This window comes from Bradyrhizobium sp. UFLA06-24, from assembly GCF_054967145.1.
Genome location: NZ_JADFUE010000031.1, coordinates 36,345 through 60,973 on the forward strand (window position 1 = coordinate 36,345; position 24,629 = coordinate 60,973).

The following is a 24,629-nucleotide window of genomic DNA, read 5'->3' on the forward strand; positions in this document are numbered from 1 at the left end:
AGGTTAAGTCCCATGGCGCGGTACATATTCATCACCGGCGGCGTGGTTTCTTCGCTCGGCAAGGGTCTGGCTTCAGCGGCACTCGGTGCCCTGCTGCAGGCCCGGGGCTACAAGGTCCGCCTCCGCAAGCTCGACCCCTATCTCAACCTCGATCCCGGAACGATGTCGCCGTATCAGCACGGCGAAGTGTTCGTGACCGATGACGGCGCGGAGACCGATCTCGATCTCGGTCACTACGAGCGCTTCACCGGGCGCCCTGCGACCAAGCAGGACAACATCACCACGGGGCGCATCTACCAGGACATCATCACCAAGGAACGCCGCGGCGATTATCTCGGCGCGACCATCCAGGTGGTGCCGCACGTCACCAACGCGATCAAGGAATTCGTCCTCTCCGGCAACGACGATTACGACTTCGTGCTGGTCGAGATCGGCGGCACCGTCGGCGACATCGAAGGCCTGCCGTTCTTCGAGGCGATCCGCCAGCTCAAGAACGAGCTGCCGCGCGATCACGCGGTCTACATCCATCTCACGCTGTTGCCCTACATTCCGAGCGCCGGCGAGCTCAAGACCAAGCCGACGCAGCATTCGGTCAAGGAGCTGCGCTCGATCGGCATCCAGCCCGACATCCTGCTCTGCCGTACCGATCGCGAAATTCCGAAGGAGGAGCGGCGCAAGCTGGGGCTGTTCTGCAACGTGCGCGAAAGCGCCGTGATCGAGGCGCGCGACGTCGACAACATCTACGCGGTGCCCGAAGCCTATCACAACGCCGGCCTCGACGACGAGGTGCTTGCCGCCTTCGGCATCGGCTCGCGCATTCCGCCGGCGCTGCAGAGCTGGCAGCAGATCAACGAGCGCGTCCGCAACCCCGAAGGCAACGTCACCATCGCCATCGTCGGCAAGTACACCGGCATGAAGGATGCGTACAAGTCGCTGATCGAGGCGCTTTCGCATGGCGGCATCGCCAACAAGGTGAAGGTCAATCTCGACTGGATCGAAAGCGAGATCTTCGAGAAGGAAGATCCGGCGCCGTTCCTCGAGCACGTCAACGGCATCCTGGTGCCAGGCGGCTTCGGCCAGCGCGGTGCTGAAGGCAAGATCAAGGCGGCGCAGTTCGCGCGCGAGCGCGACGTGCCGTATTTCGGCATTTGTTTCGGCATGCAGATGGCGGTCATCGAGGCCGCGCGAAACCTCGTCGGGATTGAGGAGGCCAACTCGACCGAGTTCGGCCCGACCAAGGAGCCTCTCGTCGGCCTGATGACGGAATGGCTGCGCGGCAACGAGCTCGAAAAGCGCTCGCAGGCCGGCGATCTCGGCGGCACAATGCGGCTTGGTGCTTATCCTGCGGCGCTGACGCGCGGCAGCCGCGTCTCGGAAGTCTATGGCGGCGCGACCGAGATTTCCGAGCGCCACCGCCATCGCTACGAGGTCAACACCGCCTATAAGGATCTCCTCGAGCAGCACGGCCTGAAGTTCTCCGGCCTCTCGCCCGACGGCGTGCTGCCTGAGATCGTCGAATACGAAGATCACCCCTGGTTCATCGGCGTCCAGTTCCATCCCGAGCTGAAGTCGCGGCCGTTCGAACCGCACCCGTTGTTCGCTTCGTTCATCGAGGCGGCGGCGAAGCAGAGCCGGCTGGTCTAACAATCCGCTTCCGCTGCAACCGGCATTGACGTCTCCGGCGCCAGTGATCCGGCAATCAGCGTCATCTGCGGCCGCCGCGTCAGCTTGTAGACGGCGGCCGGCGGCACGTTCAGGAAGGCGCGATCCACCAGCGTGGCGCGCAGTCCCAGACGGTCGAGCACCGGCCGCGGGATCGGGCAGCTCACGCCATAGGTGAACTGGTAGAAGGCGCCGCCGGGCCGAACGTAGCCGAATGCGCCGCTGAGGATCGATACGACCTTGCGGGTCGACATGTTGAGCAGTGGCAAGCCGCTCACGACCGCGCCGACGGGCGCGCCGATATAGAGCCGCTCCGTTGCCAGCCGCGCCGCGTCCATCCACAGCACGCGCGCGCCGGGAAAGCGCATCTGCAGGAGCTTCATGAAATCCGACCCGTACTCGATCAGCGTGAGGTCCTGGGGCCTCACGCCGCGCTTCAGCAGCTTGTAGGTGAACGCGCCGGTTCCGGGGCCGAGCTCGAGGATCGGACCGGTCTTCTCGCTGATCTCGCGGGTGATGAGATCGGCCAGCGCCGCGCCCGATGGGGCGATGGCGCCGACCCGACGCGGCGAAGACATCCAGGACACGAAGAAGGATAGGAAATCGTTGGGCATGCGCACTCCGGCATCTCGATTGCACCTCTCGGGGATCAGAGGTGATACGGATGCACTGTCGCCGGAGTGCATTGCGGCGGCATTGCGCAATGAGCGGCGAAAACGGATTGAATCAATTCTGCCGAATTGCCGGCAGCGTCATTCTGAAGCAGGTGCCGCCGTCGGCGCTGTCGGTGACCGCGACCTGGCCGCCATGCAGGAGCACGATCTCGCGCACCATGTTGAGACCGAGGCCGGCGCCGCGATCGAGTGGCGACAGCCGATAGAACGGCTCGAAGATTTGCTCGCGTTGATCGGCGGGAATGCCGGCACCTTCGTCGGTGACCTCGATGCAGGCGGGCTTGCTCACGCGAATTCCGATCGTGCCGCGGCGAGGGCCATGCTGGATCGCGTTCTGCACGAGATTGGTCAGCGCGCGTTCCAGCGCCGCTGCATCGCCGCTCGTCTCGACCGGCGTTGCCGGCGCATCGAGCGCCAGCTCGTAACCGGCGGCAATCGCCAGCGGCGCGAGATCGGCGGCCGCGCTCTGAGCGATCGCGACGAGGTCGACGCGCGCAAAGGGAGAGCCGCAGCGGTCTAGCCGCTGGATGTCTAGCAATTGCTCGGCGAGCGTCGCCAGCCGTGCGGCATCCTCCAGCAGCCGGGTCTTGTCCGGTCCTGGACCGAGTGATTCCAGCCGCGTGTTCAGGATCGCGATCGGCGTGCGCAATTCGTGCGCGGCATCCGCGACGAAACGCTTGTGCCTGAGATAGCCCTGGTCGAGCCGCGCCAGCGCGTCGTTGACGGCGGTGACCAGCGGCGCGACTTCCAGCGGAACTTGCTCTACGGACAACCGCGCGCCGCGCTGATGGATGTCGATGCGCCGCGCCTCATCCGCAGTCGCATCCACCCCCCGGAAGGCACGCCGCACGATCATCGGCGTCGCGATGAAGGTCGCCGTTGCCATCACGAGCAGGCCGGGCAGGGCGATGCCGAGAAACGCCAGCGAGGTCATGAGCAGCGCCTTGCCGCCGGTGAGCCGCCCCTGCGTCGCCGTGATGATCTGCACATTGCCGGCATCGGTGTCGACGCGCTTCAGCCGCGCCGGCGGCTTGCGCGGGTCGTCCTCGAACATTTGCCAGCCGAGCCGCGCCTGGCTGATCTGGTCGAGGCCGCCGCCGATCGCGGCGAATTCGGCCGGCACGGCGCCCTCTTTGAGCGACTGCCCTTGGCGGTCCCGGACCAGGAACCACAGGTCCGGCGTCTCGGTACGCAATTGCTTCAGGTCGGGCGTCGACCGCAAGGTCAGGTCGCCTCTTGCGTCGCGCGCAAGCGCGTGCTGCACGACATCGATCACGCGGTCCTCGTCCCGCTCCGCCAGCACGAAGCCTGAGGCGCATAGTGCACCGACGACCACGACGACCAGCGCGACCAGCAGCGCGGCCTGCAGCGCGAGCAGACGCCAGCTCAATCGCGAGCGCAGGCAATAGGGATCGTCGTGCTTGCTCATGTCAGCTTCTTCAGGAGATAGCCGACGCCGCGAATACCGTGGATCTCGACGCCTGCATCGGCATCAGCGAGCTTGCGGCGCAGCCGAGACACGTGCGTGTCCAGTGCGTTGGACTGGATCTCGTCATCGAAATTGTAGACGGCCTCTTCCAGCGCCGAACGCAGCACCGTACGGCCCATGCGCCGGATCAGGGCTTCGAGCACCAGCAGTTCGCGACGCGGCAGCTCGAACGGCTGGCCATCGATGCTGGCCTCGCGGTGACTGAGGTCGAACGCAATGCGGCCGGCGCGGACGATGTCTGGGGACAGGCCCGCGGGCCGCCGCAGTACCGCACGCAGCCGTGCCAGCAGCTCCTCGACCGCGAAAGGCTTGGCCAGATAGTCGTCGGCGCCGCCATCGAGTCCGGCAATACGGTCGGCGAGCTCGCCGCGCGCGGTCAGAACGATGATCGGCACGCCGTCGGCGCGGGCCCGCAACTTCGGGATCAGCGTGAGGCCGTCCCCGTCGGGAAGCTGACGGTCGAGCAGCACGGCGGAATGGACGTCGGCGGAGATTGCTTCTTCCGCGTCGACAAGCGTGGGGGCGTGATCCACCACCATGTCGTAGCGCTTGAGCGCCGAGGCCAGCGCACCGGCCATCTCCGCTTCATCCTCGACGAGCAAAATCCGCATGATCCAGCACCTAAGCCGCAACTGAACCTTTCTAGCGGCCCGATCATTGCGGCAGCATTGCGGGAACCTGGATGCGGCGCGTTGCCGGGGCCCTCCAGCCATGCGCGAAACGCCACCGGGGGCGGCCGGCAGGGCTCAAGACAGCATCATGGCGGTATCGCTATAACGGCCGAACCTGTTCAGGGAGGAAACAAGAATGATCTACGAAATGCGCCAGTATCGTTGCGTGCCCGGCCGTCTGCCGGCGCTGCTGAAGCGCTTCGAGACCGCCACGCTGAAGATCTGGGAGAAGCACGGCATCAAGCAGGCCGGATTCTTCACCACGCTGATCGGTGAATCGAACCAGGAGCTGACCTATTTTCTGGCCTGGGAGTCGCTTGCCGAGCGCGAGGCGAAGTGGGGCAAGTTCGTGACCGACCCGGACTGGGCGAAAGCACGCACCGAGAGTGAGGCCGACGGCCAGATCGTCGCCAACATCGTCAGCCAGATTCTGGCTCCGACGGCTTTCTCGTCGGTCAAGTAGCAGCATTCCGGTATGGGTTGCGGCGGGGATATCTCGGGCAACCCTGATATTCTGGCCGTCAAGGCCGAATAGGGTTGATCGGCCCCTCATCACCGCTATGGTCGCGGCGAAACGAGGGAATTGGCCTTTGAGCTCTTCATCATCCGCAGCCCCAATCGTCACGGTCGGTTCGGTCAAGTTCGGCAATGATCTGCCGATCTCGATCATCGCCGGGCCATGCCAGCTCGAGAGCCGCCAGCACGCGCTGGAGGTGGCCTCCGCGCTGAAGGAGATCGCCGCGCGGCTGAAGATCGGCCTCGTCTACAAGACCTCGTTCGACAAGGCCAACCGCACCAGCGCGTCGGCGGCGCGCGGTCTCGGGCTCGCGCAGTCGCTGCCGATCTTCGCCGAGATCCGGTCCTCGCTGGGCCTGCCTGTTCTGACCGACGTTCACGATGCCGCGCAATGCGCCGAGGTGGCGCAAGCCGTCGACGTCCTGCAGATCCCGGCTTTCCTGTGCCGGCAGACCGATCTGCTGCTGGCCGCGGCCGCAACCGGCAAGGTCGTCAACGTCAAGAAGGGTCAGTTCCTCGCCCCCTGGGACATGGCGAATGTCGCTGCCAAGATCACCAGCGCGGGCAATCCGAACGTGCTCGTCACCGAGCGCGGCGTCTCGTTCGGCTACAACACGCTGGTTTCCGACATGCGCGCGCTGCCGATCATGGCGCGCACGACAGGCGCGCCCGTGATCTTCGATGCCACCCATTCGGTGCAGCAGCCGGGCGGGCAGGGCGCTTCCTCCGGTGGCGAGCGCGAATTCGTGCCGGTGCTGGCCCGCGCGGCCGTCGCCGTCGGCGTTGCCGGCGTGTTCATCGAGACGCACCCCGATCCGGATCGCGCGCCGTCCGACGGGCCCAACATGGTGCCGCTGCGCGAATTCGAAGAGCTGATCCGCACGCTGATGGCGTTCGACACAGTGACCAAGAGCATCACGCGCTGATGCACCAGCCTGTGACCAGACCGTCCCAAGAGCAGAAGTTTCCGCCGGCGATCAACATCATCGCGCTCGCCGGATTCTCGGCGGCGTTGTCGACGCGGGCGCTCGATCCCGTGCTGCCGCATGTCGCCGAGGATTTTTCGATCAGCATCACTACAGCTGCGAGCATCGCGGCCGGTTTTGCCCTGATCTATGCACTGGTGCAGCCCGCGATCGGCGCGGCCGCCGATCTGTTCGGCAAGGCGCGGTTGATGACCCTGTGCCTGGCGCTGCTCGGCGTCGCCAGCATCACCGGCGCGCTTGCGACCACGTTCTCAGGGCTGTTCGCGACCCGCATCCTGGCCGGCATTGCCTCCGGCGGCGTGTTTCCGGTCGCGCTCGGTCTCACCGCTGACCTCGTTGCGCCGGCCAAGCGACAGGTCGCGATCGGCCGTACCATGGCGGGGTCGATGACCGGTAATCTGCTTGGCGCGTCCGCGAGCGGCATCATCGGCGATTTCATCGGCTGGCGCGGCGTGCTCGTGATCCTTGGCGCGCTCGGCCTGATCGCGGCGATCGCGGTCGCTGCGGGCTTTCGCGGCGCCGCGCTGACGCCGCCACCGAAGACCGACCTGAAGACGCTGCGGCAGGGCTACCGCACCATCTTCGCCAATCCCAACACACGCTATTGCTACTCGGCCGTCTTCGTCGAAGGCTGCTGCGTGTTCGGCCTGTTTCCCTTCATCGCGGCTTTCCTGTTCGATCTCGGCGAGAAATCGCTGTCGATCGCGGGCATCGTGATCGCGGGCTTTGCGGTCGGGGGCTTGCTCTACACCTTCACCGTGTCGCGCATGCTGCCGCGGCTCGGCGTCAAGGGCATGATGATCGCCGGCGGCGGCGTCGTGGCGCTGCAGCTCGCGCTGCTGGCCTTCGGTCCGGGCTGGAAGCTGCAATTCCTCAGCCTGCTGGCGATGGGCTGGGGCTTCTACATGATCCATGGCTGCTTGCAGGTGTTCGCCAGCGAGCTGTCGATCGGGGCGCGGGCGACGGCGATGTCGCTGCACTCGTTCTTCTTCTTCATGGGGCAAACGGTCGGACCGCTGGCCTATGGCCTTGGCCTCCAGCATGGCGGCAAGGTGCCGACGATGCTCGCGAGCGCGGCGATCATGACGGTGCTGGGCCTCGTCTGCGCCCAATTCCTCAGGTCGCGTGCGCCGGCGGATGCGTCACCGCGCGTGAGCTAGCTACCCGCGCCCGCGATACGGCGCGACGGCTTGCTCGGGCACCCACAGGCCCTTCGGCACGCGGCCGGTCTGCCAGAACACGTCGATCGGGATGCCGCCGCGTGGATACCAGTAGCCGCCGATGCGCAACCATTTCGGCTTGATCTCGCCTGCAATGCGCTTGCCGATCATCACGGTGCAGTCCTCATGGAAGGCGCCGTGGTTGCGGAAGCTCGCGATGTAAAGCTTGAGCGATTTCGACTCCAGCAGCCATTCTCCGGGCGCGTAGTCGATCATCAGATGGGCGAAATCGGGTTGTCCCGTCACCGGGCACAGCGAGGTGAATTCCGGCACGGTGAAACGCACCAGATAATCGGTTCCCGCTTGCGGATTCGGCACCCGGTCGAGCTTCGCCTTCTCGGGCGCATCGGGCCATTCCACGGCACGGCCGAGCTGCAAGGACGCCGGGTTGGCAGGTGAGTTATTCGATTTGCTGGACTTTTTCGACATGAGGCCGCCTCCGAATGGCCCTCTTAGCCAATCAAGTCACGGCCGTCACCCGGCCTTTTCCGCTTCGATGCATTGCGGTAGAAGCACCGCCAACTGCCCCACCTTATGTTCTCCGAAAAGAGGCCCCCAATGACCGCCATCATCGACATCATCGGACGCGAAATTCTCGATAGCCGCGGCAACCCCACGGTCGAGGTCGATGTCGTGCTGGAAGATGGTGCGCTTGGCCGTGCCGCGGTGCCGTCTGGCGCCTCCACCGGTGCCCATGAGGCGGTCGAGCTGCGCGACGGCGACAAGGCCCGTTATCTCGGCAAGGGCGTCACCAAGGCGGTCGGCGCCGTCAACGGCGAGATCTTCGAGGCGCTGAGCGGCCTCGATGTCGAGCAGCAGGCCCAGATCGACCAGATCATGATCGACCTCGACGGCACGCCGAACAAGAGCCGTCTCGGCGCCAACGCCATTCTCGGCGTGTCGCTGGCCTGCGCCAAGGCGGCCGCGAACTCGCTCGACATGCCGCTCTATCGCTATGTCGGCGGCACTTCGGCGCGGCTGTTGCCGGTGCCGATGATGAACATCATCAATGGCGGCGTGCATGCCGACAATCCGATCGACTTCCAGGAGTTCATGATCCTTCCCGTCGGCGCGTCGTCCTTCGCCGAGGGCCTGCGCTATGGCGCGGAAGTGTTCCACACGCTGAAATCGGAGCTGAAGAAGGCCGGCCACAACACCAATGTCGGCGACGAGGGCGGTTTCGCCCCGAACCTGCCGTCGGCGGATGCGGCGCTCGAATTCGTCATGAATGCGATCGGCAAGGCCGGCTTCAAGGCCGGGACCGACATCGTGCTCGGCCTCGACTGCGCCTCGACCGAGTTCTTCAAAGACGGCAAGTACGTCTATGAAGGTGAAGGCAAGACCCGCTCGATCTCCGAGCAGGCCAAGTATCTCGCCGACCTCGTCTCGCGCTATCCGATCGTCACCATCGAAGACGGCATGTCGGAGGACGACATGGACGGCTGGAAGGAGCTCACCGACCTGATCGGCAGGAAGTGTCAGCTGGTCGGGGACGACCTCTTCGTCACCAACGTCAAGCGTCTCGCCGAAGGCATCAAGGCCGGCCGCGCCAACTCGATCCTGATCAAGGTCAACCAGATCGGTACGCTGACCGAGACGCTGGCCGCCGTCGAGATGGCCCACAAGGCCGGCTACACTTCCGTCATGTCGCATCGCTCGGGCGAGACCGAGGATTCCACCATCGCCGACCTTGCGGTCGCGACGAACTGCGGTCAGATCAAGACCGGCTCCCTTGCGCGGTCCGATCGCACCGCCAAATACAACCAGCTCCTGCGCATCGAGCAGCAGCTCGGCAAGCAGGCGCTCTACGGCGGCAAGGCGGCCCTGAAGGCGCTGGCATAAGCCGGCGCCTCGCGACCACAGGGGAGGATCGACATGAGCGACGGCAAGACCGGACTGCAATTGCGTTCGCGGATCAAGACGAGCGGAGAGCTGGAGATCTCGCTTGTCGACGTGCCGACCCCCGAGCCCGCGGAGGACGAGGTCGTCGTCCGCATCGAGGCGGCGCCGATCAACCCGTCCGACCTCGGCCTTCTGGTCGGCGCGGCCGACATGAGCACGGCCAAGGCATCCGGCACCAAGGAGGCGCCCGTCATCACCGCGAAGGTGCCCGAGGGGGCGATGCGCGCGATGGCGGCGCGGCTCGACCAGTCCCTGCCTGTCGGTAACGAGGGCGCGGGCGTCGTCATCCGGACCGGCTCGTCCGAGGCGGCGAAGGCGCTGATGGGCAAGACCGTCGCGATGATCGGCGGTGCCATGTATGCGCAGTACCGCACGCTCAAGGCGCGGGACTGCCAGCCCTTGCCCGAGGGCACCACGGCGGCCGAAGGCGCATCCTGGTTCGTCAATCCGCTCACTGCGCTCGGCATGACCGAGACGATGCGGCGCGAAGGCCACAAGGCGCTGGTGCACACCGCCGCGGCGTCCAATCTCGGCCAGATGCTCAACAAGATCTGCATCAAGGACGGCATCCCGCTCGTCAACATCGTGCGCAGCAAGGACCAGGCGGAGATCCTGAAGAAGATCGGCGCGAAATACGTCGTCGATTCCAGCGCGCCTGGCTTCCTCGAGGATCTCACCAATGCGCTGGTCGAGACCGGCGCCACCATCGCCTTCGATGCCATCGGCGGCGGCAAGCTCGCCGGCGACATCCTCAACTGCATGGAGATCGCGATCAACAAGACCGCGAAGGAATACAGCCGCTACGGCTCCAGCGTGCACAAGCAGGTCTATGTCTACGGCGCGCTCGATATCCGTCCCATCGAACTGCCACGCGGCTTCGGCATGGCCTGGGGCGTCGGCGGCTGGCTGCTCACTCCCTTCCTGCAGAAGATCGGACCTGCCGATATCGGGCGGCTGCGTCAGCGTGTCGTGAGCGAATTGAAGACCACCTTCGCCAGCCACTACACCAAGGTGGTATCGCTCCAGGAGGCACTCGATCCCGCCAACATCGCGGTGTACGCCAAACGTGCCACCGGCGAAAAATTCCTCATCAATCCAAATAAATTGTCGTGATCAGCTAGCGCAGGTCAGCCAAAACAGGTCTTGCCTTCTGAGCAAAGCGGCCGATTATTCCGCCGCCGTCGAAAGCGGAAAACCGCAACGCGCTCAGAAGGGGACCTCTCCATGACCGATCTCAATCGTCGTCACCTGCTTGCAGGCGCCGCCGCCATCGGTGCCGCCGCCGTTACCGGATTGCGACCAAGCGCAATCAATGCCGCAGTGCCGCAAGCCGGCGCGCAGGCGCCTGGCTTCTATCGCTACAAGGTCGGCAGCTTCGAGTGCACCTCGATCAATGACGGTGCGCGCAGCTTCCCGATGCCGGACAAGTTCGTCGTCAACGTTCCGAAAGAGGAGGCGCTCGCCGCCGCTGACGCCGCCTACATGCCCAAGGGCATGGTCACGGTGCCGTTCAATCCGCAGCTGATCAACACCGGCTCCAAGCTCGTGCTGATCGACGCCGGCAACGGCGTCGCCAACCTTGAGCCCAGCAAGGGCGCGGTGGGCCGCACCCTGCAAAACCTGCAGGCCGCCGGCGTCGACCCGAAGAGCATCGACGTCGTGCTGCTGTCGCATCTGCATCCGGACCACACCAACGGCATCCGTCTGGCGGACGGCTCGATGGCGTTCCCGAATGCCGAAATCATGGTGCCGGTGAAGGATTGGGAGTTCTGGGCCAGCGAGGAGAACGCGGGCAAGGCCTCCAGCGACATGATGAAGAACTACTTCGCCAACGTGAAGAAGACCTTCGCCGGCATCGAGTCCAAGGTGACGAAGTACGAATGGGGCAAGGAGGTCGTGTCAGGCATCACCTCGATCGCGACACCAGGCCATACGCCCGGTCACACCTCCTTCGCAGTCGCCTCGGGCGACAAGAAGGTGCTGATCCAGTCCGACGTCACCAACATTCCGGAGCTGTTCCTGCGCAATCCGGACTGGCACGTGGCCTTCGACACCGATGGCGCGCTCGCGCAGCAGACCCGCCACAAATTCTACGACATGGCGGCGGCCGAGAAGGCGACCGTGGTCGGCTTCCATTTCACCTTCCCCTCGGTCGGCCATGTCGAGAAGGACGGCGCCAAATATCGTCTGATCCCGTCGGCCTGGAATCCGACGATCTGATCCGTTTGCAGATTTGCGTGAAAAATCAGGCCGCCGCTTGGCGGCCTGATTAATTGGGGCGACCATCTGCTTTGGAGAAACTCAGCGTTTCCAAATCGCGCCGGTTCATGCACTTGCATCCATTGCCCCGGATGGCTTAAGTGCCGTCGGCACTTCTCCCTCAAGGTTTCAAGGACATCTCATGGCCTACAATATCGTCGTGATCGCCGGCAGCCTGCGCAAGGACAGCTTCTCACTGAAGATCGCCAACGCGCTTGCCAAGCTGGCGCCCAGCTCTCTCAAGCTCGAGGTCATCACACCGGCGGGGATCTCCTTCTTCAACCAGGATCTCGAGGGTGCGCCGCCCGCCGACTGGCTGGCGTTCCGCGAGAAGCTGCAGGCGTCGAACGGGGTCCTGTTCGTCACGCCCGAATACAACCGCTCGATTCCGGGTGTCCTTAAGAATGCGATCGACGTCGCTTCGCGCCCTTACGGCAAGAGCTCTTTTCTGGGCAAACCGGTCGGCATCATCTCCAACTCGCCGGGGCCGCTCGGCGGCGTCAGCGCGGCCAAGCATCTCCAGAATATCCTGCCCGGCATTTCCGGCCCTCTTCTCCAGCAGCCGGAAATCTACCTGAACGGGGTCGGCGATGCCTTCGATGCCGAGGGCAACCTGACCAAGGACTCGCTGAAGACGGTGCTTCAGCAGTACATTGACGCCTTTGCGGCGCACGTCGCCAAGCATCACGGCTGAGCCGCTCACTCCGGGGCGATGCGAAGCATCGAGCCCGGAATCCATTTCCCGACGGAGGTTGTGGTCTGATGGATTCCGGGTTCGCGCTACGCGCGCCCCGGAACGACAGCGAGTTGGATGGGCGGTTAGCACTCCCTTAACCAAGCTGGCCCATCTTGCCAAAATGGTCTCCCGCGCCCGCCTCAAATCGATCCTGACCGGCCTTGCCCTCTATGCGATGGCGGCCGCCATCGTCGGCTATTTCGGCGTCAACGCCTATACCGGCAAATACGGCCTCAACGCCCGCCAGGAGCTCGACCAGGAGATCATCGCGCTCACCAGCGAGCTCGCCCAGCTCAAGCGCGAGCGCGCCCGCAGTGAGCAGCGCGTCTCGCTGCTGCGCACCGAAAAAATCGACCCCGACATGCTCGACGAGCGGGCCCGGTTCCAGCTCGACTACGTCAACCCGCACGATCTCGTCCGGATGATCCCGCAGAACTAGCGCGTCCGCGCCGTTGCAATCCCGATCAGGCCGCCACCTATTCCGAAGGTCGTAGGTCCGCGGCCGGATCCCGCCTTGACGGCTATGCGGCGCGGGGAGCATTGCTTTTCCCAGCGCGATGCCGCCGAAGGTTGACGGGGATCAATCGGGTTGTGCGAGCGCCAACTACACTGCTTCCCGGAGGAAACGGTGATGGATGGGTCAATGCCCCGGCATCACGCGGCTCGTGTCGAGGCCGCTATTGCATCAGGCCAGGCGGCTCGGTCCGCGCTCGTGGCCTCGTGGCGCCGTTCCTCCCGACTGCACCATCTCGATCCCGCCGGCCGCAGCGAGCCGCTGCGGCTGAGCGACATCGAACTGCGACAGGCGCGCGAGCGCATCGCGCCGCTGCTGGCCGCCGCGCAAGGTGCGATGGACCGGCTGTATCAGGCGGTCGGCGCGAGCGGTTGCTGCGTGCTGCTTGCCGACGGCGAGGGGGTTCCCGTCGACCGCCGCGGCACGCCGGCCGACGACACGACATTTCGGTCCTGGGGCCTGTGGACCGGCGCGCTCTGGAGCGAGGAGCACGAGGGCACCAACGGCATCGGCACCTGCGTCGTCGAGCAGCGGCCGCTAACGATTGATCGCGACCAGCATTTCTTCACCCGTAATACGCTGCTGAGCTGCACGGCCGTTCCGATCTACGACCATGAGGCGGCCTTTGCCGGCGTGCTCGACGTCTCCTCCTGCCGCGCCGATCGCACCGATGCCTTCTCCAGCCTGATCGCGCTGGCGGCCGGAGAAGCCGCCAGGCGCATCGAGGCCGACCTGTTTCGCCGCGCCTATGCTCATGCCCGCATCGTGCTCACGCCAGGGCCGGACGGCCAGTCCATCGGTCTCGTCGCGGTCGATGCGGATGATCTCGTGATCGGCGCCACCCGGTCCGCGAGGGCAAGTCTCGGGATTGCGCCGGGCCGGCCGATGCAGCCGGTGCCCGCAGCCGACCTGCTTGGCGGCGAACCCGGGCATGACCATCTCGATGGCGGTCAGCGCGCGGTGTTGCAGCGTGCGCTGCTGCGCGCCGGCGGCAACGTGTCGGCCGCCGCCAAGGCTCTCGGCGTCAGCCGGGCCACGCTGCACCGGAAGCTGAAACGGTTCGAGCTGAAGCACTGACCTTCATCCGTCATTGCGAGGAGCCCGTGACAAAATTGCGAAGCAATTTTGCACTGGCGACGAAGCAATCCAGACTGTCCCCGAGGAGGGATTCTGGATTGCTTCGCGGAGCCTGTCTTCGGGCCGCGCTTTGCGCGGGCCCGGTGGCTCGCAATGACGGCTTGGAAAGTGGAGTCTGTCACTCACGACTGTCGCAGTTCTGCGACAGGTCCGCTCCGCCATCGCGTCCGCCCGGGCTGACAGAAATCACCTCCCGCGAGATCGTTGCCGCAAGTCGCGACCACGCGACGAATTTGCGCAAACAGCAACATCGGGAGTGAACATGAACAAGGTTGAATTCCTCAATCTCACGAAGAATCCGTTCGCCGCAAGCTATGACAACTTCATTGGCGGCAAATGGGTGGCGCCGCGCGCGGGCAAGTACTTCGACAACGCATCGCCCGTGACCGGGCAGGTCGTCTGCAAGATCGCCCGCTCCGACGCGCAGGACGTCGAAGCTGCGCTCGACGCTGCGCATGCGGCCAAGGACGCCTGGGGACGCACCAGCGTCGTCGAACGCGCGATCATCCTCAACAGGATCGCCGATCGCATGGAAGAGAATCTCGAGCAGCTCGCCATCGCCGAGACCTGGGACAACGGCAAGCCCATCCGTGAGACCCGCGCCGCCGACCTGCCGCTGGCGATCGACCATTTCCGCTATTTCGCCGGCGCCATTCGCGGGCAGGAAGGCAATCTCTCCGAGATCGATCAGGACACCGTCGCCTATCATTTCCATGAGCCGCTCGGCGTCGTGGGTCAGATCATCCCCTGGAACTTCCCGCTGTTGATGGCCTGTTGGAAGCTTGCGCCCGCGATCGCCGCCGGCAATTGCGTTGTGCTCAAGCCCGCCGAGCAGACGCCGGCTTCGATCCTGGTCTGGGCCGAGCTGGTCGGCGACCTCTTGCCGCCGGGCGTGATCAACATCGTCAACGGCTTTGGCCTCGAGGCCGGCAAGCCGCTCGCCTCCAGCCCCCGCATTTCCAAGATCGCCTTCACCGGCGAGACCACGACCGGCCGGCTGATCATGCAATATGCCAGCCAGAATCTGATCCCGGTCACCCTCGAACTCGGCGGCAAGTCGCCGAACATCTTCTTCAAGGACGTGATGGCCGAGGACGACGATTTCCTGGACAAGGCGATCGAAGGCTTCGTCATGTTCGCCCTCAACCAGGGCGAGGTCTGCACCTGTCCGAGCCGGGCGCTGGTGCACGAGTCCATCTACGACCGCTTCATGGAGCGTGCGCTCAAGCGTGTCGCCGCGATCGTCCAGGGCGACCCGCGCGATGCCGCGACCATGATCGGTGCACAGGCCTCCAGCGAGCAGTTGGAGAAAATTCTTTCCTATATCGACATCGGAAAGCAAGAAGGTGCCAAGGTTCTGGCCGGCGGCGCGCGTGCGAACCTGTCCGGCGATCTCGCCGGCGGCTTCTACATCCAGCCGACGGTGTTCCACGGCAACAACAAGATGAGGATCTTCCAGGAGGAGATCTTCGGACCCGTCGTGTCGGTCACGACCTTCAAGACCGACGAGGAGGCGCTGTCGATCGCCAACGACACGCTCTACGGTCTCGGTGCCGGCATCTGGAGCCGTGACGCCAACCGCTGCTACCGCTTCGGCCGGGCCATCCAGGCGGGCCGCGTGTGGACCAACTGCTATCACGCCTATCCCGCGCATGCGGCGTTCGGCGGCTACAAGCAGTCGGGCATCGGCCGCGAGACCCACAAGATGATGCTCGATCACTATCAGCAGACCAAGAACCTCCTGGTCAGCTACAGCCCGAAGAAGCTCGGCTTCTTCTGATCGGGCAGTCCGGGCAGGGCAGCGCAATCCTCCCTTTGCGCTGCCCTGTGCCGGTGAGATGGCAGCCATGAACGACAAGGTCAGCGCCGGTTAGGTTGTTGCCCGATCGGCGCGAAAGATTTTGCAATATTTCCAGGCAGGTTGCAGTGCGGCATAATGAAAATTGTGCCGCGGCGCTGCGGTGCTTTCCAAGGGCGTTTGACTTGGGTTAGAGAGGGCTTAGTTTTCTCTGACCCGGAATTCTCATGGCCGCACCCAAGAAAGCCGCCGCAAGCAGCCCACACGACAAAACCGACGGCGCTTCGCCCCCGGAATTCACGCGCGAGCAGGAGCTGAAGGCGCTCCGCGACATGCTCCTCATCCGCCGATTCGAGGAAAAAGCCGGCCAGCTCTACGGCATGGGTGCGATCGGCGGCTTCTGCCATCTCTATATCGGCCAGGAGGCCGTGGTGGTCGGCATGCAGATGGCCCTGAAAGAGGGCGATCAGGTCATCACCGGCTATCGCGATCACGGCCACATGCTCGCTACCGGCATGGACGCCAACGGCGTCATGGCCGAGCTCACGGGACGCCGCGGCGGCTATTCCAAGGGCAAGGGCGGCTCCATGCATATGTTCAGCAAGGAGAAGCACTTCTACGGCGGCCATGGCATCGTCGGGGCGCAGGTCTCGCTCGGCACGGGCCTCGCCTTTGCCAACAATTATCGCAGCAACGGCAATGTCAGCGTCACCTATTTCGGCGACGGCGCGGCCAACCAGGGCCAGGTCTACGAGAGCTTCAACATGGCCGAGCTCTGGAAGCTGCCGGTGATCTACGTCATCGAGAACAACCGCTACGCCATGGGCACGTCGGTCTCGCGCGCGTCGGCGCAGCAGGATTTCTCCAAGCGCGGCGTGTCCTTCAACATCCCCGGCAAGCAGGTCGATGGCATGGACGTCCGCGCCGTCAAGGCTGCGGGCGAGGAGGCGGCGGCCTGGTGCCGCGCCGGCAAGGGCCCCTACATCCTTGAAATGCAGACCTACCGTTACCGCGGCCACTCGATGTCCGACCCGGCAAAATACCGCACGCGTGAGGAGGTCGAGAAGGTTCGCCACGACCAGGATCCGATCGAGCAGGTGCGCAACCGCCTGCTCGCGGCCAAGGTCAGCGAGGCCGACCTCAAGGCGATCGATGCCGAGGTGCGTGACATCGTCAACGCCTCCGCCGATTTTGCCCAGCACGATCCTGAGCCGGATGCTGCCGAGCTCTGGACCGACGTTTACCGCTAAACGCGCGCAAGCTTTTTCTTGGAGTCGATATGCCAATTCAAGTGCTGATGCCCGCGTTGTCGCCCACGATGGAAAAGGGCAACCTCGCCAAATGGCTTAAAAAAGAGGGCGAGGCGATCAAGTCGGGCGACGTGATCGCCGAGATCGAGACCGACAAGGCCACCATGGAGGTCGAGGCGACCGATGAGGGCACGCTCGGCAAGATCCTGATCCCCGAAGGGACCGCCGACGTCGCGGTGAACACGCCGATCGCGACGATCCTCGCCGATGGCGAGAGCGCCGCCGATCTCGCCAAGGCGCCTGCACCGGCCGCCAAGGCTGCGGAGTCTGCGCCGCCCGCCGCCGCCAAGGCCGAAGCGCCTGCGCCCAAGGCCGCACCCGCGCCGCAGGCCGTCGCCGAACCGGATCCGGAAGTGCCCGCCGGCACCGAGATGATCACCCAGACCATCCGCGAAGCGCTGCGCGATGCCATGGCCGAAGAGATGCGCCGCGACCCCGACGTGTTCGTGATGGGCGAAGAGGTCGCCGAATATCAGGGCGCCTACAAGGTGACCCAGGGCCTGCTGCAGGAGTTCGGCGCGCGCCGCGTGATCGACACCCCGATTACCGAGCACGGCTTTGCCGGCGTCGGCGTCGGCGCCGCCATGACCGGGCTCAAGCCTGTCGTCGAGTTCATGACCTTCAACTTCGCCATGCAGGCGATCGACCAGATCATCAACTCCGCGGCCAAGACGCTCTACATGTCCGGCGGCCAGATGGGTTGCTCGATCGTGTTCCGCGGGCCCAACGGCGCAGCGGCGCGTGTCGCCGCCCAGCACAGCCAGGATTATTCGGCCTGGTACTCGAACGTCCCCGGCCTCAAGGTCGTCGCGCCGTTCTCGGCGGCCGATTACAAGGGCCTGCTCAAGGCCGCGATCCGCGATCCCAATCCGGTGATCTTCCTCGAGAACGAGGTGCTCTACGGTCACACCGGCGAGGTGCCGAAGCTCGACGATTTCGTCATCCCGATCGGCAAGGCGCGCATCGTGCGAACGGGCTCTCACGTCACCATCATCTCGTGGTCGAACGGCATGACCTACGCGTTGAAAGCGGCCGACGAGCTTGCCAAGGACGGCATCGAAGCCGAGGTGATCGACCTGCGCACGCTGCGGCCGATGGACACCGAAACCATCGTCAACTCGGTCAAGAAGACCGGCCGTGCCGTCACGGTGGAAGAGGGCTGGGCGCAGAGCGGTGTCGGCGCCGAGATCGCCGCGCGCATCATGGAGAACGCCTTCGACTATCTGGACGCGCCGGTTGCGCGCGTCGCCGGCAAGGACGTGCCGATGCCTTATGCGGCGAACCTGGAGAAGCTCGCGCTGCCGTCGGCGGCCGAAGTGGTCGAGGCCGCCAAAGCCGTCTGCTACAGGTAGGCCATGGCGGGCCCGAAGGAGCAGCCATTACCGCCCGACGTCATGACCCGCGACGACGCGGTCGAGATCCTGCGCGTGTTCGTGCTGGATGGCGGGCTGTCGATGGCGTTCCAGCGGGCCTTCGAGGAGCCCGACATGTGGGGCCTGCTGCTGGTCGATCTCGCCCGCCACGCCGCGCGCGCCTATGCGCGCGAGAGCGAATACACCGAGGAAGACGCGCTGAACCGGATCCTCGACATGTTCCAGGCGGAGATCGAGCGTCCGACCGACACCGGCACCACGACGCCGCGCGGGAAGGGACACTGACCGTGGCGATCGAAGCCCACCATTACGATCTCATGCTGGAGGCGATCCGCGAGGCGGAGGCCTCGATCGCGCAGGGCGGCCTGCCGATCGGCGCGGTGCTGACGCGCGACAACAAGATCATCGCCCGCGGCCACAACAACCGCGTGCAGGAGAACAATCCGATCCTGCACGGCGAGATGAGCTGCCTGCGCCAAGCCGGTGCGATCTCGTTCCACGACACCGTCATGTACACCACGCTCTCGCCATGCTCGATGTGTGCCGGCGCGCTCGCTCTGTTCAAGGTCAAGCTCGTGGTGATCGGCGAGTCCGTCACCTTCGAGGGATCCAAGGACATTCTCGACAAGTTCGGGATTCCCTGGATCGACCTTGCCGACGATCGCTCCATCACCATGATGAAGAATTGGCGTTCCATCCCTGCCAATGAGCGCCTCTGGCAAGGCGACATCGGCAACTAAACCTGGTCTGTTCGTCTTCACTTTCGAAGGCGACGTTTTGAGAAGTTCTTCGTGAGGTCAGCATGCCCATCAACATCCTGATGCCAGCTCTTTCGCCGACGATGGAGAAGGGCAACCTCGCCAAGTGGCTGAAGAAGGAAGGCGACAAGGTCAAATCAGGCGATGTCATCGCCGAGATCGAGACCGACAAGGCCACCATGGAGGTCGAGGCCATCGATGAGGGCACGATCGCCAAGATCCTGGTGCCCGAGGGAACGCAGGACGTGCCGGTCAACGACGTGATCGCGGTGCTCGCCGGCGAGGGCGAAGACGTCAAGGCCGCGGGCAGCGCCAAGCCCAGCGCTTCGGCCGCGCCGCCGAAGGCCGCTGAAAAAGCCGCGGAAGCTCCCGCCGCTGCACCCGCTGCCGCCCCTGCGCCCAAGGCGGCACCCGCCGCCGCTCCTGCACCACAGGCAGCTGCACCGGCTGCGCAGAGCAACGGTCATGGCGGCCGCGTGTTCTCCTCGCCGTTGGCGCGGCGTCTCGCCAAGGAAGCCGGCATCGATGTCTCGATGGTGTCGGGCACCGGTCCGCACGGCCGCGTCGTCGCGCGCGACGTCGAGCAGGCCAAGTCGGGCAAGGGCCTCAAGGCACCCGCCGCAGCACCTGCCGGTGGCGCACCCTCGATCGCGCCGACCATGTCGGACAAGCAGATCCTGTCGCTGTTCGAGCCGGGCTCCTACGACATCGTCCCGCATGACGGCATGCGCCGCACCATCGCGCAGCGCCTGACCGCGTCGATCCAGAACGTCCCGCATTTCTATCTCACCATCGATTGCGACATCGGCAAGCTGCTCGCCGCGCGCGAGGAGATCAATGCCGCCGCGCCGAAGGACAAGGAGAAGAAGCCGCTCTACAAGATCTCGGTCAACGACTTCGTCATCAAGGCGATGGCGGTGGCGCTGCAAAAAATTCCGAACTGCAACGTCAGCTGGACCGAAAGCGGCATGGTCAAGCATCATCATTCCGACGTCGGCGTCGCCGTGGCGATGCCCGGCGGCTTGATCACGCCGATCATCCGCAAGGCGGAGACAAAGACGCTTTCGACCATCTCCAACGAGATGAAGGATTTTGCCGCGCGCGCGCGTTCCCGCAAGCTGAAGCCCGAGGAATACCAGGGCGGCACCACGGCCGTCTCTAACCTCGGCATGTTCGGCATCAAGGACTTCACGGCGGTGATCAATCCGCCGCATGCCACGATCCTTGCTGTGGGCACCAGCGAGGAGCGGCCAGTGGTGCGGAACGGCAAGATCGAGATCGCAACAATGATGAGCGTGACCTTGTCCTGCGATCACCGCGCCATCGACGGGGCGCTCGGCGCCGAGCTGATCGGCGCATTCAAGCAGCTGATCGAAAACCCCGTCATGATGATGGTCTGAAGCCGTCGCTGATAGGACCACGTCGAATGCGAACGCGCTGGCCCTGGATTTCGATGCTGCTGTCGATCATCGTTCTCGTCAGCCCGATCGGCACGGAAATCCTGCACGACGCGTTCGTCAGCGGCGAGCAGCTCTCGCGCAGCATTGCGCAGCCGATCGCCCTCGTCGGATTTGCGATTCTGATCTCGATCTGCATCGTCGAATGGCTGGTCAGGTCGATCGTTTCAAAACGCCGCGCCCGCGGTGCAACGGTTTGAGTTGAATGGGAGCCGCCATGGCCGATACATCCTTCGACGTCATCATCATCGGCTCCGGTCCGGGCGGCTACGTCACGGCGATCCGGGCCGCGCAGCTCGGCTTCAAGACCGCGATCGTCGAGAAGTCCTATCTCGGCGGCATCTGCCTGAACTGGGGCTGTATCCCGACCAAGGCGCTGCTGCGCTCGGCCGAGATCTACCATTACATGCAGCACGCCGGGGATTACGGCCTCTCGGCGGAGAAGGTCTCGTTCGACCCCAAGGCGGTGGTGCAGCGTTCGCGCGGCGTCTCCAAGCGGCTGAACGACGGCGTCGGCTTCCTGATGAAGAAGAACAAGGTCAGCGTGATCTGGGGCGCCGCCTCGATCGACGCACCCGGCAAGATCACCGTGAAGAAGTCCGATGTCGAAGGCCCCAAGGGCTCGCTGGGCGAGGGGAGCTATCAGGCCAAGCACATCATCGTCGCCACCGGGGCGCGGCCGCGGGTGCTGCCCGGCCTCGAGCCCGACAAGAAGCTGATCTGGACCTATTTCGAGGCGATGGTGCCGGAGCGGATGCCCAAGTCGCTGCTGGTGATGGGCTCGGGCGCCATCGGCATCGAGTTCGCGTCGTTCTTCAAGACCATGGGCTCTGACGTCACCGTGGTCGAGGTGCTGCCGCAAATCCTGCCGGTCGAGGATGCGGAGATCGCGGGCCTTGCGCGCAAGCGGCTCGAAAAGCAGGGCATCAAGATCCTCACCAATACCGGCGTGACCAAGCTGGAGAAGAAGAGCGACAGCGTGGTCGCAACGCTCGACGACGGCAAGGCCAAGCAGACGGCCGAGTTCGAGCGCGTCATCTCGGCGGTCGGCGTGGTCGGCAATATCGAGAATCTCGGCCTCGAGAAGCTCGGCGTCAAAACCGAGCGCGGCTGCATCGTCATCGACGGCTACGGCAAGACCAACGTTCCCGGCATCTACGCCATCGGCGACGTCGCCGGTCCTCCCATGCTGGCCCACAAGGCCGAGCATGAGGGCGTGATCTGCATCGAGGCGATCAAGGGACTGCATCCACATCCGATGGACAAGCTGATGATCCCGGGCTGCACCTATTGCCATCCGCAAGTCGCATCCGTCGGTCTTACCGAAGCCAAGGCCAAGGAGAGTGGCCGCGAAATCCGCGTCGGCCGCTTCCCCTTCGTCGGCAACGGCAAGGCGATCGCGCTCGGCGAGGACCAGGGCCTGGTCAAGGTCATCTTCGACAAGAAGACCGGCCAGCTCTTGGGCGCCCACATGGTCGGCGCCGAGGTGACCGAGTTGATTCAGGGCTATGTGGTCGCCATGAACCTGGAGACCACGGAAGAAGAGCTGATGCACACGGTGTTCCCGCATCCGACGCTGTCGGAGATGATGAAGGAAGCCGTACTGGATGCGTATGGACGGGTGTTGAATATTTGAGGGGCGAGGGCGGCGCCCTGCGCCGTCATTGCGAGCGCAGCGAAGCAATCCAGACTGCCTCTGCGGAAAGACTCTGGATTGCTTCGCTGCGCTCGCAATGACGAGCAGAGAGATCCATTTTCAGAACAAGAAGGAAATCATCCCATGCACGACAACGACAACCTCACCATCGAACGCCCGACCTTCGTCACCCATCTCGAATGCGCGATGGAGGGCGACCACTACGCCGCCGACCAGGTCCATAACCTCTCCAAGGCGGGCAAGCCGCTGCTCGTCCGCTACGACCTTGCGGGTGTGAAGAAGGCGCTGACCAAGGACGCGTTAGCCCAGCGCCCCGCCGACATGTGGCGCTACCGCGAGCTGCTGCCTGTACGCAAATGCAAGGACATCGTCTCGCTCGGCGAAGTCACGACGCCGCTGATCCGCCTTCCCAAGCTCGGCAAGAAGCTCGGCGGCGGCGAGATCATCGTCAAGGATGAGGGACGCCTGCCGACCGGCTCGTTCAAGGCGCGCGGACTCGTGATGGCGGTGTCGATGGGCAAGGCGCTCGGCATCAAGCACATGGCGATGCCGACCAACGGCAATGCCGGCGCGGCGCTCGCGGCTTACGCGACCTCCTGCGGCATCAAGACCACGATCTTCTGTCCGGCCGACACGCCGGAGGTGAACGTCAGCGAGATCGAGCTGCAGGGCGCGACCGTCTACCGCGTCAACGGCTATATCGACGATTGCGGCAAGATCGTCGGCGAGGGCAAGGCGAAGGTCGGCTGGTTCGACACCTCGACGCTGAAGGAGCCGTACCGCATCGAAGGCAAGAAGACGATGGGCCTCGAGCTTGCCGAGCAGCTCGGCTGGGACGTGCCCGACGTGATCTTCTATCCGACCGGCGGCGGCACCGGCCTGATCGGCATGTGGAAGGCGTTCGACGAGCTGGAAAAGATCGGCTTCATCGGTTCGAAGCGCCCGCGCATGGTGGCGGTACAGGCCTCCGGCTGCGCGCCGATGGTCCGCGCCTATGAGGCCGGCACTGAGCATGCCGCGCGTTGGGAGGATGCGCACACCATCGCTTCGGGCATTCGCGTGCCGCAGGCGATCGGCGACTTCCTGATCCTGCGCGCCGTGCGCGAGAGCAAGGGCTTTGCCATCGCGGTCGACGACGACAAGATTTCGTCGGCGCTGAACGAGGTCGCGCGCGAGGAGGGGCTGCTGCTCTGCCCCGAGGGCGCCGCGACCTATGCCGCCTACAAGGAAAGCCTCGCAGACGGCCGCGTCTCGAAGGGTGACCGCGTGATGCTGTTCAATTGCGCGACCGGCCTGAAGTACCCGCTGCCGCCGGTCACCCGCACGCTCGATCGCCACAAGCCGATCGACTACGCGCAGTTCTAGCTCTTCTCCCTCGCCCCGCTTGCGGGGAGAGGGTCGGGGTGAGGGGGACTCTCCGCGGGGGTGGTGACAGTTGGACTCGCGGAGACTCCCCCTCACCCGAAAGCTTCGCTTTCGACCTCTCCCCGCAAGCGGGGTGAGGTGAGGAAAAAAATGCTGCGGAGGAAGCAATGAAAAAGGCCGTCTGGGCCGGGCTGATCGGATTTCTCGCGCTCGCCGGCGCCGCGCGCGCCGACGATTATCCCTCGCATCCCATCACCATCATCGTGCCCTTTGCGGCCGGCGGGCCGTCCGATGCGATGGCGCGCGTGCTCGCCGAGCGGATGCGGGTCTCGCTCGGCCAGCCCCTGGTGATCGAGAATGTCACCGGTGCCGGCGGCTCCATCGGGGTAGGGCGCGCCGTGCATTCGCCGCCCGACGGCTACACCATCTCCTTCGGCCATCTCGGCACCCATGTCGCAAACGGTGCCGTCTACAAGCTGAACTACGACCTCGTCGCCGATCTCGAGCCGGTCGTGCTCCTGCCGAGCAACCCGATGATCGTGGTCAGCAAGAACGCGGTGCCGGCGACCTCGCTGAAGGAGCTGCTGGCGTGGCTGAAATCGCGACCGTCGCCGCCGACGGCGGGCACGGCGGGAGCCGGTTCCGGCAGCCACATCGCCGGCGTCTACTTCGAGAGCGTCTCCGGCATCAAGCTGCAATACGTGCCGTACCGCGGCACGGCGCCGGCGCTGAACGATCTGATCGCCGGCCAGATCGATATCATCGTCGACCAGACCTCCAACTCCATCAACCAGGTTCGCGCCGGAACCATCCGTGCCTACGCCGTCACCGACGACAAGCGCTTGTCCTCGGCCCCCGACATCCCGACCGCGGATGAAGCGGGCCTGAAGGGCTTCAACATGACGCTGTGGTCGGGCATGTGGGTGCCGAAGAACACGCCGAAGGAAATTGTCACCAGGCTCAATGCGGCCGCAGTGGAAGCGTTGAACGATCCCGCCGTGAAGAAGCAGCTGGAAAGCCAAGGCCTGGAGATGACGCCCAAGGATCAGCTCACGCCGGAGGCGCTCGGCATCAGGCAGAAGGCCGAGATCGCCAAATGGTGGCCGATCATCAAGGCGGCGAACATCAACGTGGAGTGATCCGGT

The 24,629-nt window shown here is 64.8% G+C and carries 24 protein-coding genes; 20 read left to right on the forward strand and 4 right to left on the reverse strand.

Annotation, left to right across the window (positions count from 1 at the left end):
* Positions 1 to 12 precede the first annotated feature (12 nt).
* Positions 13 to 1,644, forward strand: coding sequence for a CTP synthase (locus IF809_RS23480; protein WP_462838699.1), 1,632 nt, complete (start codon positions 13 to 15; stop codon positions 1,642 to 1,644).
* Here the strand turns inward: IF809_RS23480 and IF809_RS23485 are convergent.
* The 3 genes from IF809_RS23485 to IF809_RS23495 all read right to left on the reverse strand — a co-directional run bounded on the left by IF809_RS23485 (position 1,641) and on the right by IF809_RS23495 (position 4,436).
* On the reverse strand, positions 1,641 to 2,276 hold the full coding sequence (locus IF809_RS23485; RefSeq protein WP_453978736.1) for a class I SAM-dependent methyltransferase: 636 nt from the start codon (positions 2,274 to 2,276) through the stop codon (positions 1,641 to 1,643). The genes IF809_RS23480 and IF809_RS23485 overlap by 4 nt on opposite strands.
* A 112-nt stretch (positions 2,277 to 2,388) precedes the next feature.
* Complete coding sequence (locus IF809_RS23490; RefSeq protein WP_462838700.1) at positions 2,389 to 3,765, reverse strand: sensor histidine kinase; 1,377 nt, start codon at positions 3,763 to 3,765, stop codon at positions 2,389 to 2,391.
* Entirely contained in the window at positions 3,762 to 4,436 is a 675-nt protein-coding gene (locus IF809_RS23495) for a response regulator (RefSeq protein WP_128966454.1), read from the reverse strand. Before IF809_RS23495 ends, IF809_RS23490 begins: the two co-directional genes overlap by 4 nt.
* 196 nt (positions 4,437 to 4,632) lie before the next feature.
* On the opposite strand from IF809_RS23495, the gene IF809_RS23500 reads away from it, so the two are divergent.
* The 3 genes from IF809_RS23500 (at position 4,633) to IF809_RS23510 (ending at position 7,158) form a co-directional block, all read left to right on the forward strand.
* On the forward strand, positions 4,633 to 4,959 hold the full coding sequence (locus IF809_RS23500) for an NIPSNAP family protein (RefSeq protein WP_462838701.1): 327 nt from the start codon (positions 4,633 to 4,635) through the stop codon (positions 4,957 to 4,959).
* Positions 4,960 to 5,086: 127 nt separating this feature from the next.
* Positions 5,087 to 5,938, forward strand: a complete 852-nt coding sequence (kdsA, locus tag IF809_RS23505) for a 3-deoxy-8-phosphooctulonate synthase (RefSeq protein ID WP_462838702.1) — start codon at positions 5,087 to 5,089, stop codon at positions 5,936 to 5,938.
* Positions 5,938 to 7,158 (forward strand): MFS transporter, encoded by a 1,221-nt coding sequence (locus tag IF809_RS23510; protein WP_462838703.1) that lies wholly within the window; start codon positions 5,938 to 5,940, stop codon positions 7,156 to 7,158. The genes kdsA and IF809_RS23510 overlap by 1 nt, the downstream gene beginning before the upstream one ends.
* On the opposite strand, the gene queF is transcribed toward IF809_RS23510, so the two are convergent.
* Positions 7,159 to 7,647: a preQ(1) synthase gene (queF, locus tag IF809_RS23515; protein WP_462838704.1), complete on the reverse strand. Its 489-nt coding sequence runs from the start codon at positions 7,645 to 7,647 to the stop codon at positions 7,159 to 7,161. It abuts the gene before it with no gap.
* A 129-nt stretch (positions 7,648 to 7,776) separates the two neighbouring features.
* Between queF and eno the strand changes: the two genes are divergently transcribed.
* The 16 genes from eno to IF809_RS23595 all read left to right on the forward strand — a co-directional run bounded on the left by eno (position 7,777) and on the right by IF809_RS23595 (position 24,623).
* Positions 7,777 to 9,060: a phosphopyruvate hydratase gene (gene eno / locus IF809_RS23520; protein WP_128966449.1), complete on the forward strand. Its 1,284-nt coding sequence runs from the start codon at positions 7,777 to 7,779 to the stop codon at positions 9,058 to 9,060.
* A 33-nt stretch (positions 9,061 to 9,093) separates the two neighbouring features.
* Positions 9,094 to 10,233 (forward strand): zinc-binding dehydrogenase, encoded by a 1,140-nt coding sequence (locus tag IF809_RS23525; protein ID WP_462838705.1) that lies wholly within the window; start codon positions 9,094 to 9,096, stop codon positions 10,231 to 10,233.
* Positions 10,234 to 10,344: 111 nt separating this feature from the next.
* Positions 10,345 to 11,340 (forward strand): MBL fold metallo-hydrolase, encoded by a 996-nt coding sequence (locus IF809_RS23530; RefSeq protein ID WP_453978744.1) that lies wholly within the window; start codon positions 10,345 to 10,347, stop codon positions 11,338 to 11,340.
* 181 nt (positions 11,341 to 11,521) lie between these two features.
* Positions 11,522 to 12,073, forward strand: a complete 552-nt coding sequence (locus IF809_RS23535; RefSeq protein ID WP_128966446.1) for an NADPH-dependent FMN reductase — start codon at positions 11,522 to 11,524, stop codon at positions 12,071 to 12,073.
* A gap of 163 nt (positions 12,074 to 12,236) precedes the next feature.
* The gene (locus IF809_RS23540; protein WP_027529774.1) at positions 12,237 to 12,554 is read left to right on the forward strand and encodes an FtsB family cell division protein; all 318 of its coding nucleotides are present in this window, start codon (positions 12,237 to 12,239) and stop codon (positions 12,552 to 12,554) included.
* Positions 12,555 to 12,746: 192 nt separating this feature from the next.
* Positions 12,747 to 13,706: a GAF domain-containing protein gene (locus IF809_RS23545; protein ID WP_462838706.1), complete on the forward strand. Its 960-nt coding sequence runs from the start codon at positions 12,747 to 12,749 to the stop codon at positions 13,704 to 13,706.
* Positions 13,707 to 14,028: 322 nt separating this feature from the next.
* Positions 14,029 to 15,546 carry an aldehyde dehydrogenase gene (gene adh / locus IF809_RS23550; protein WP_128966444.1) on the forward strand — a complete coding sequence of 506 codons (1,518 nt, stop codon included), beginning with the start codon at positions 14,029 to 14,031 and terminating at the stop codon, positions 15,544 to 15,546.
* 245 nt (positions 15,547 to 15,791) lie between these two features.
* Entirely contained in the window at positions 15,792 to 16,814 is a 1,023-nt protein-coding gene (gene pdhA, locus IF809_RS23555) for a pyruvate dehydrogenase (acetyl-transferring) E1 component subunit alpha (RefSeq protein WP_128966442.1), read from the forward strand.
* Between the two features lie 29 nt (positions 16,815 to 16,843).
* Positions 16,844 to 18,226 carry a pyruvate dehydrogenase complex E1 component subunit beta gene (locus tag IF809_RS23560; RefSeq protein WP_453978746.1) on the forward strand — a complete coding sequence of 461 codons (1,383 nt, stop codon included), beginning with the start codon at positions 16,844 to 16,846 and terminating at the stop codon, positions 18,224 to 18,226.
* Positions 18,227 to 18,229: 3 nt separating this feature from the next.
* The gene (locus tag IF809_RS23565) at positions 18,230 to 18,532 is read left to right on the forward strand and encodes a DUF5076 domain-containing protein (protein WP_008547332.1); all 303 of its coding nucleotides are present in this window, start codon (positions 18,230 to 18,232) and stop codon (positions 18,530 to 18,532) included.
* Between the two features lie 2 nt (positions 18,533 to 18,534).
* On the forward strand, positions 18,535 to 18,987 hold the full coding sequence (locus IF809_RS23570) for a nucleoside deaminase (protein WP_453978747.1): 453 nt from the start codon (positions 18,535 to 18,537) through the stop codon (positions 18,985 to 18,987).
* A 62-nt stretch (positions 18,988 to 19,049) separates the two neighbouring features.
* Positions 19,050 to 20,405, forward strand: coding sequence for a pyruvate dehydrogenase complex dihydrolipoamide acetyltransferase (locus IF809_RS23575; RefSeq protein WP_462838707.1), 1,356 nt, complete (start codon positions 19,050 to 19,052; stop codon positions 20,403 to 20,405).
* A gap of 26 nt (positions 20,406 to 20,431) precedes the next feature.
* A complete protein-coding gene (locus tag IF809_RS23580) occupies positions 20,432 to 20,662 on the forward strand; it encodes a hypothetical protein (RefSeq protein ID WP_194461905.1) in 231 nt (76 codons plus the stop codon).
* Positions 20,663 to 20,679: 17 nt separating this feature from the next.
* Positions 20,680 to 22,098, forward strand: coding sequence for a dihydrolipoyl dehydrogenase (gene lpdA, locus IF809_RS23585; protein ID WP_453978749.1), 1,419 nt, complete (start codon positions 20,680 to 20,682; stop codon positions 22,096 to 22,098).
* 144 nt (positions 22,099 to 22,242) lie between these two features.
* Entirely contained in the window at positions 22,243 to 23,484 is a 1,242-nt protein-coding gene (locus tag IF809_RS23590) for a threonine synthase (protein WP_453978750.1), read from the forward strand.
* Between the two features lie 167 nt (positions 23,485 to 23,651).
* The gene (locus IF809_RS23595) at positions 23,652 to 24,623 is read left to right on the forward strand and encodes a tripartite tricarboxylate transporter substrate binding protein BugD (RefSeq protein WP_462838708.1); all 972 of its coding nucleotides are present in this window, start codon (positions 23,652 to 23,654) and stop codon (positions 24,621 to 24,623) included.
* The last annotated feature ends 6 nt before the right edge of the window (positions 24,624 to 24,629 follow it).

Coding starts and splice junctions, on each gene's coding strand:
- adh (WP_128966444.1), top strand. CDS start 14,029: ATGAACAAGGTTGAATTCCTCAATCTCACGAAGAATCCGTTCGCCGCA.
- IF809_RS23490 (WP_462838700.1), bottom strand. CDS start 3,765: ATGAGCAAGCACGACGATCCCTATTGCCTGCGCTCGCGATTGAGCTGG.
- IF809_RS23565 (WP_008547332.1), top strand. CDS start 18,230: ATGGCGGGCCCGAAGGAGCAGCCATTACCGCCCGACGTCATGACCCGC.
- IF809_RS23525 (WP_462838705.1), top strand. CDS start 9,094: ATGAGCGACGGCAAGACCGGACTGCAATTGCGTTCGCGGATCAAGACG.
- eno (WP_128966449.1), top strand. CDS start 7,777: ATGACCGCCATCATCGACATCATCGGACGCGAAATTCTCGATAGCCGC.
- IF809_RS23535 (WP_128966446.1), top strand. CDS start 11,522: ATGGCCTACAATATCGTCGTGATCGCCGGCAGCCTGCGCAAGGACAGC.
- IF809_RS23590 (WP_453978750.1), top strand. CDS start 22,243: ATGCACGACAACGACAACCTCACCATCGAACGCCCGACCTTCGTCACC.
- IF809_RS23510 (WP_462838703.1), top strand. CDS start 5,938: ATGCACCAGCCTGTGACCAGACCGTCCCAAGAGCAGAAGTTTCCGCCG.
- lpdA (WP_453978749.1), top strand. CDS start 20,680: ATGGCCGATACATCCTTCGACGTCATCATCATCGGCTCCGGTCCGGGC.
- IF809_RS23495 (WP_128966454.1), bottom strand. CDS start 4,436: ATGCGGATTTTGCTCGTCGAGGATGAAGCGGAGATGGCCGGTGCGCTG.
- IF809_RS23530 (WP_453978744.1), top strand. CDS start 10,345: ATGACCGATCTCAATCGTCGTCACCTGCTTGCAGGCGCCGCCGCCATC.
- IF809_RS23485 (WP_453978736.1), bottom strand. CDS start 2,276: ATGCCCAACGATTTCCTATCCTTCTTCGTGTCCTGGATGTCTTCGCCG.
- IF809_RS23575 (WP_462838707.1), top strand. CDS start 19,050: ATGCCCATCAACATCCTGATGCCAGCTCTTTCGCCGACGATGGAGAAG.
- IF809_RS23540 (WP_027529774.1), top strand. CDS start 12,237: ATGGTCTCCCGCGCCCGCCTCAAATCGATCCTGACCGGCCTTGCCCTC.
- IF809_RS23580 (WP_194461905.1), top strand. CDS start 20,432: ATGCGAACGCGCTGGCCCTGGATTTCGATGCTGCTGTCGATCATCGTT.
- IF809_RS23595 (WP_462838708.1), top strand. CDS start 23,652: ATGAAAAAGGCCGTCTGGGCCGGGCTGATCGGATTTCTCGCGCTCGCC.
- IF809_RS23480 (WP_462838699.1), top strand. CDS start 13: ATGGCGCGGTACATATTCATCACCGGCGGCGTGGTTTCTTCGCTCGGC.
- IF809_RS23500 (WP_462838701.1), top strand. CDS start 4,633: ATGATCTACGAAATGCGCCAGTATCGTTGCGTGCCCGGCCGTCTGCCG.
- IF809_RS23560 (WP_453978746.1), top strand. CDS start 16,844: ATGCCAATTCAAGTGCTGATGCCCGCGTTGTCGCCCACGATGGAAAAG.
- pdhA (WP_128966442.1), top strand. CDS start 15,792: ATGGCCGCACCCAAGAAAGCCGCCGCAAGCAGCCCACACGACAAAACC.
- queF (WP_462838704.1), bottom strand. CDS start 7,647: ATGTCGAAAAAGTCCAGCAAATCGAATAACTCACCTGCCAACCCGGCG.
- IF809_RS23545 (WP_462838706.1), top strand. CDS start 12,747: ATGGATGGGTCAATGCCCCGGCATCACGCGGCTCGTGTCGAGGCCGCT.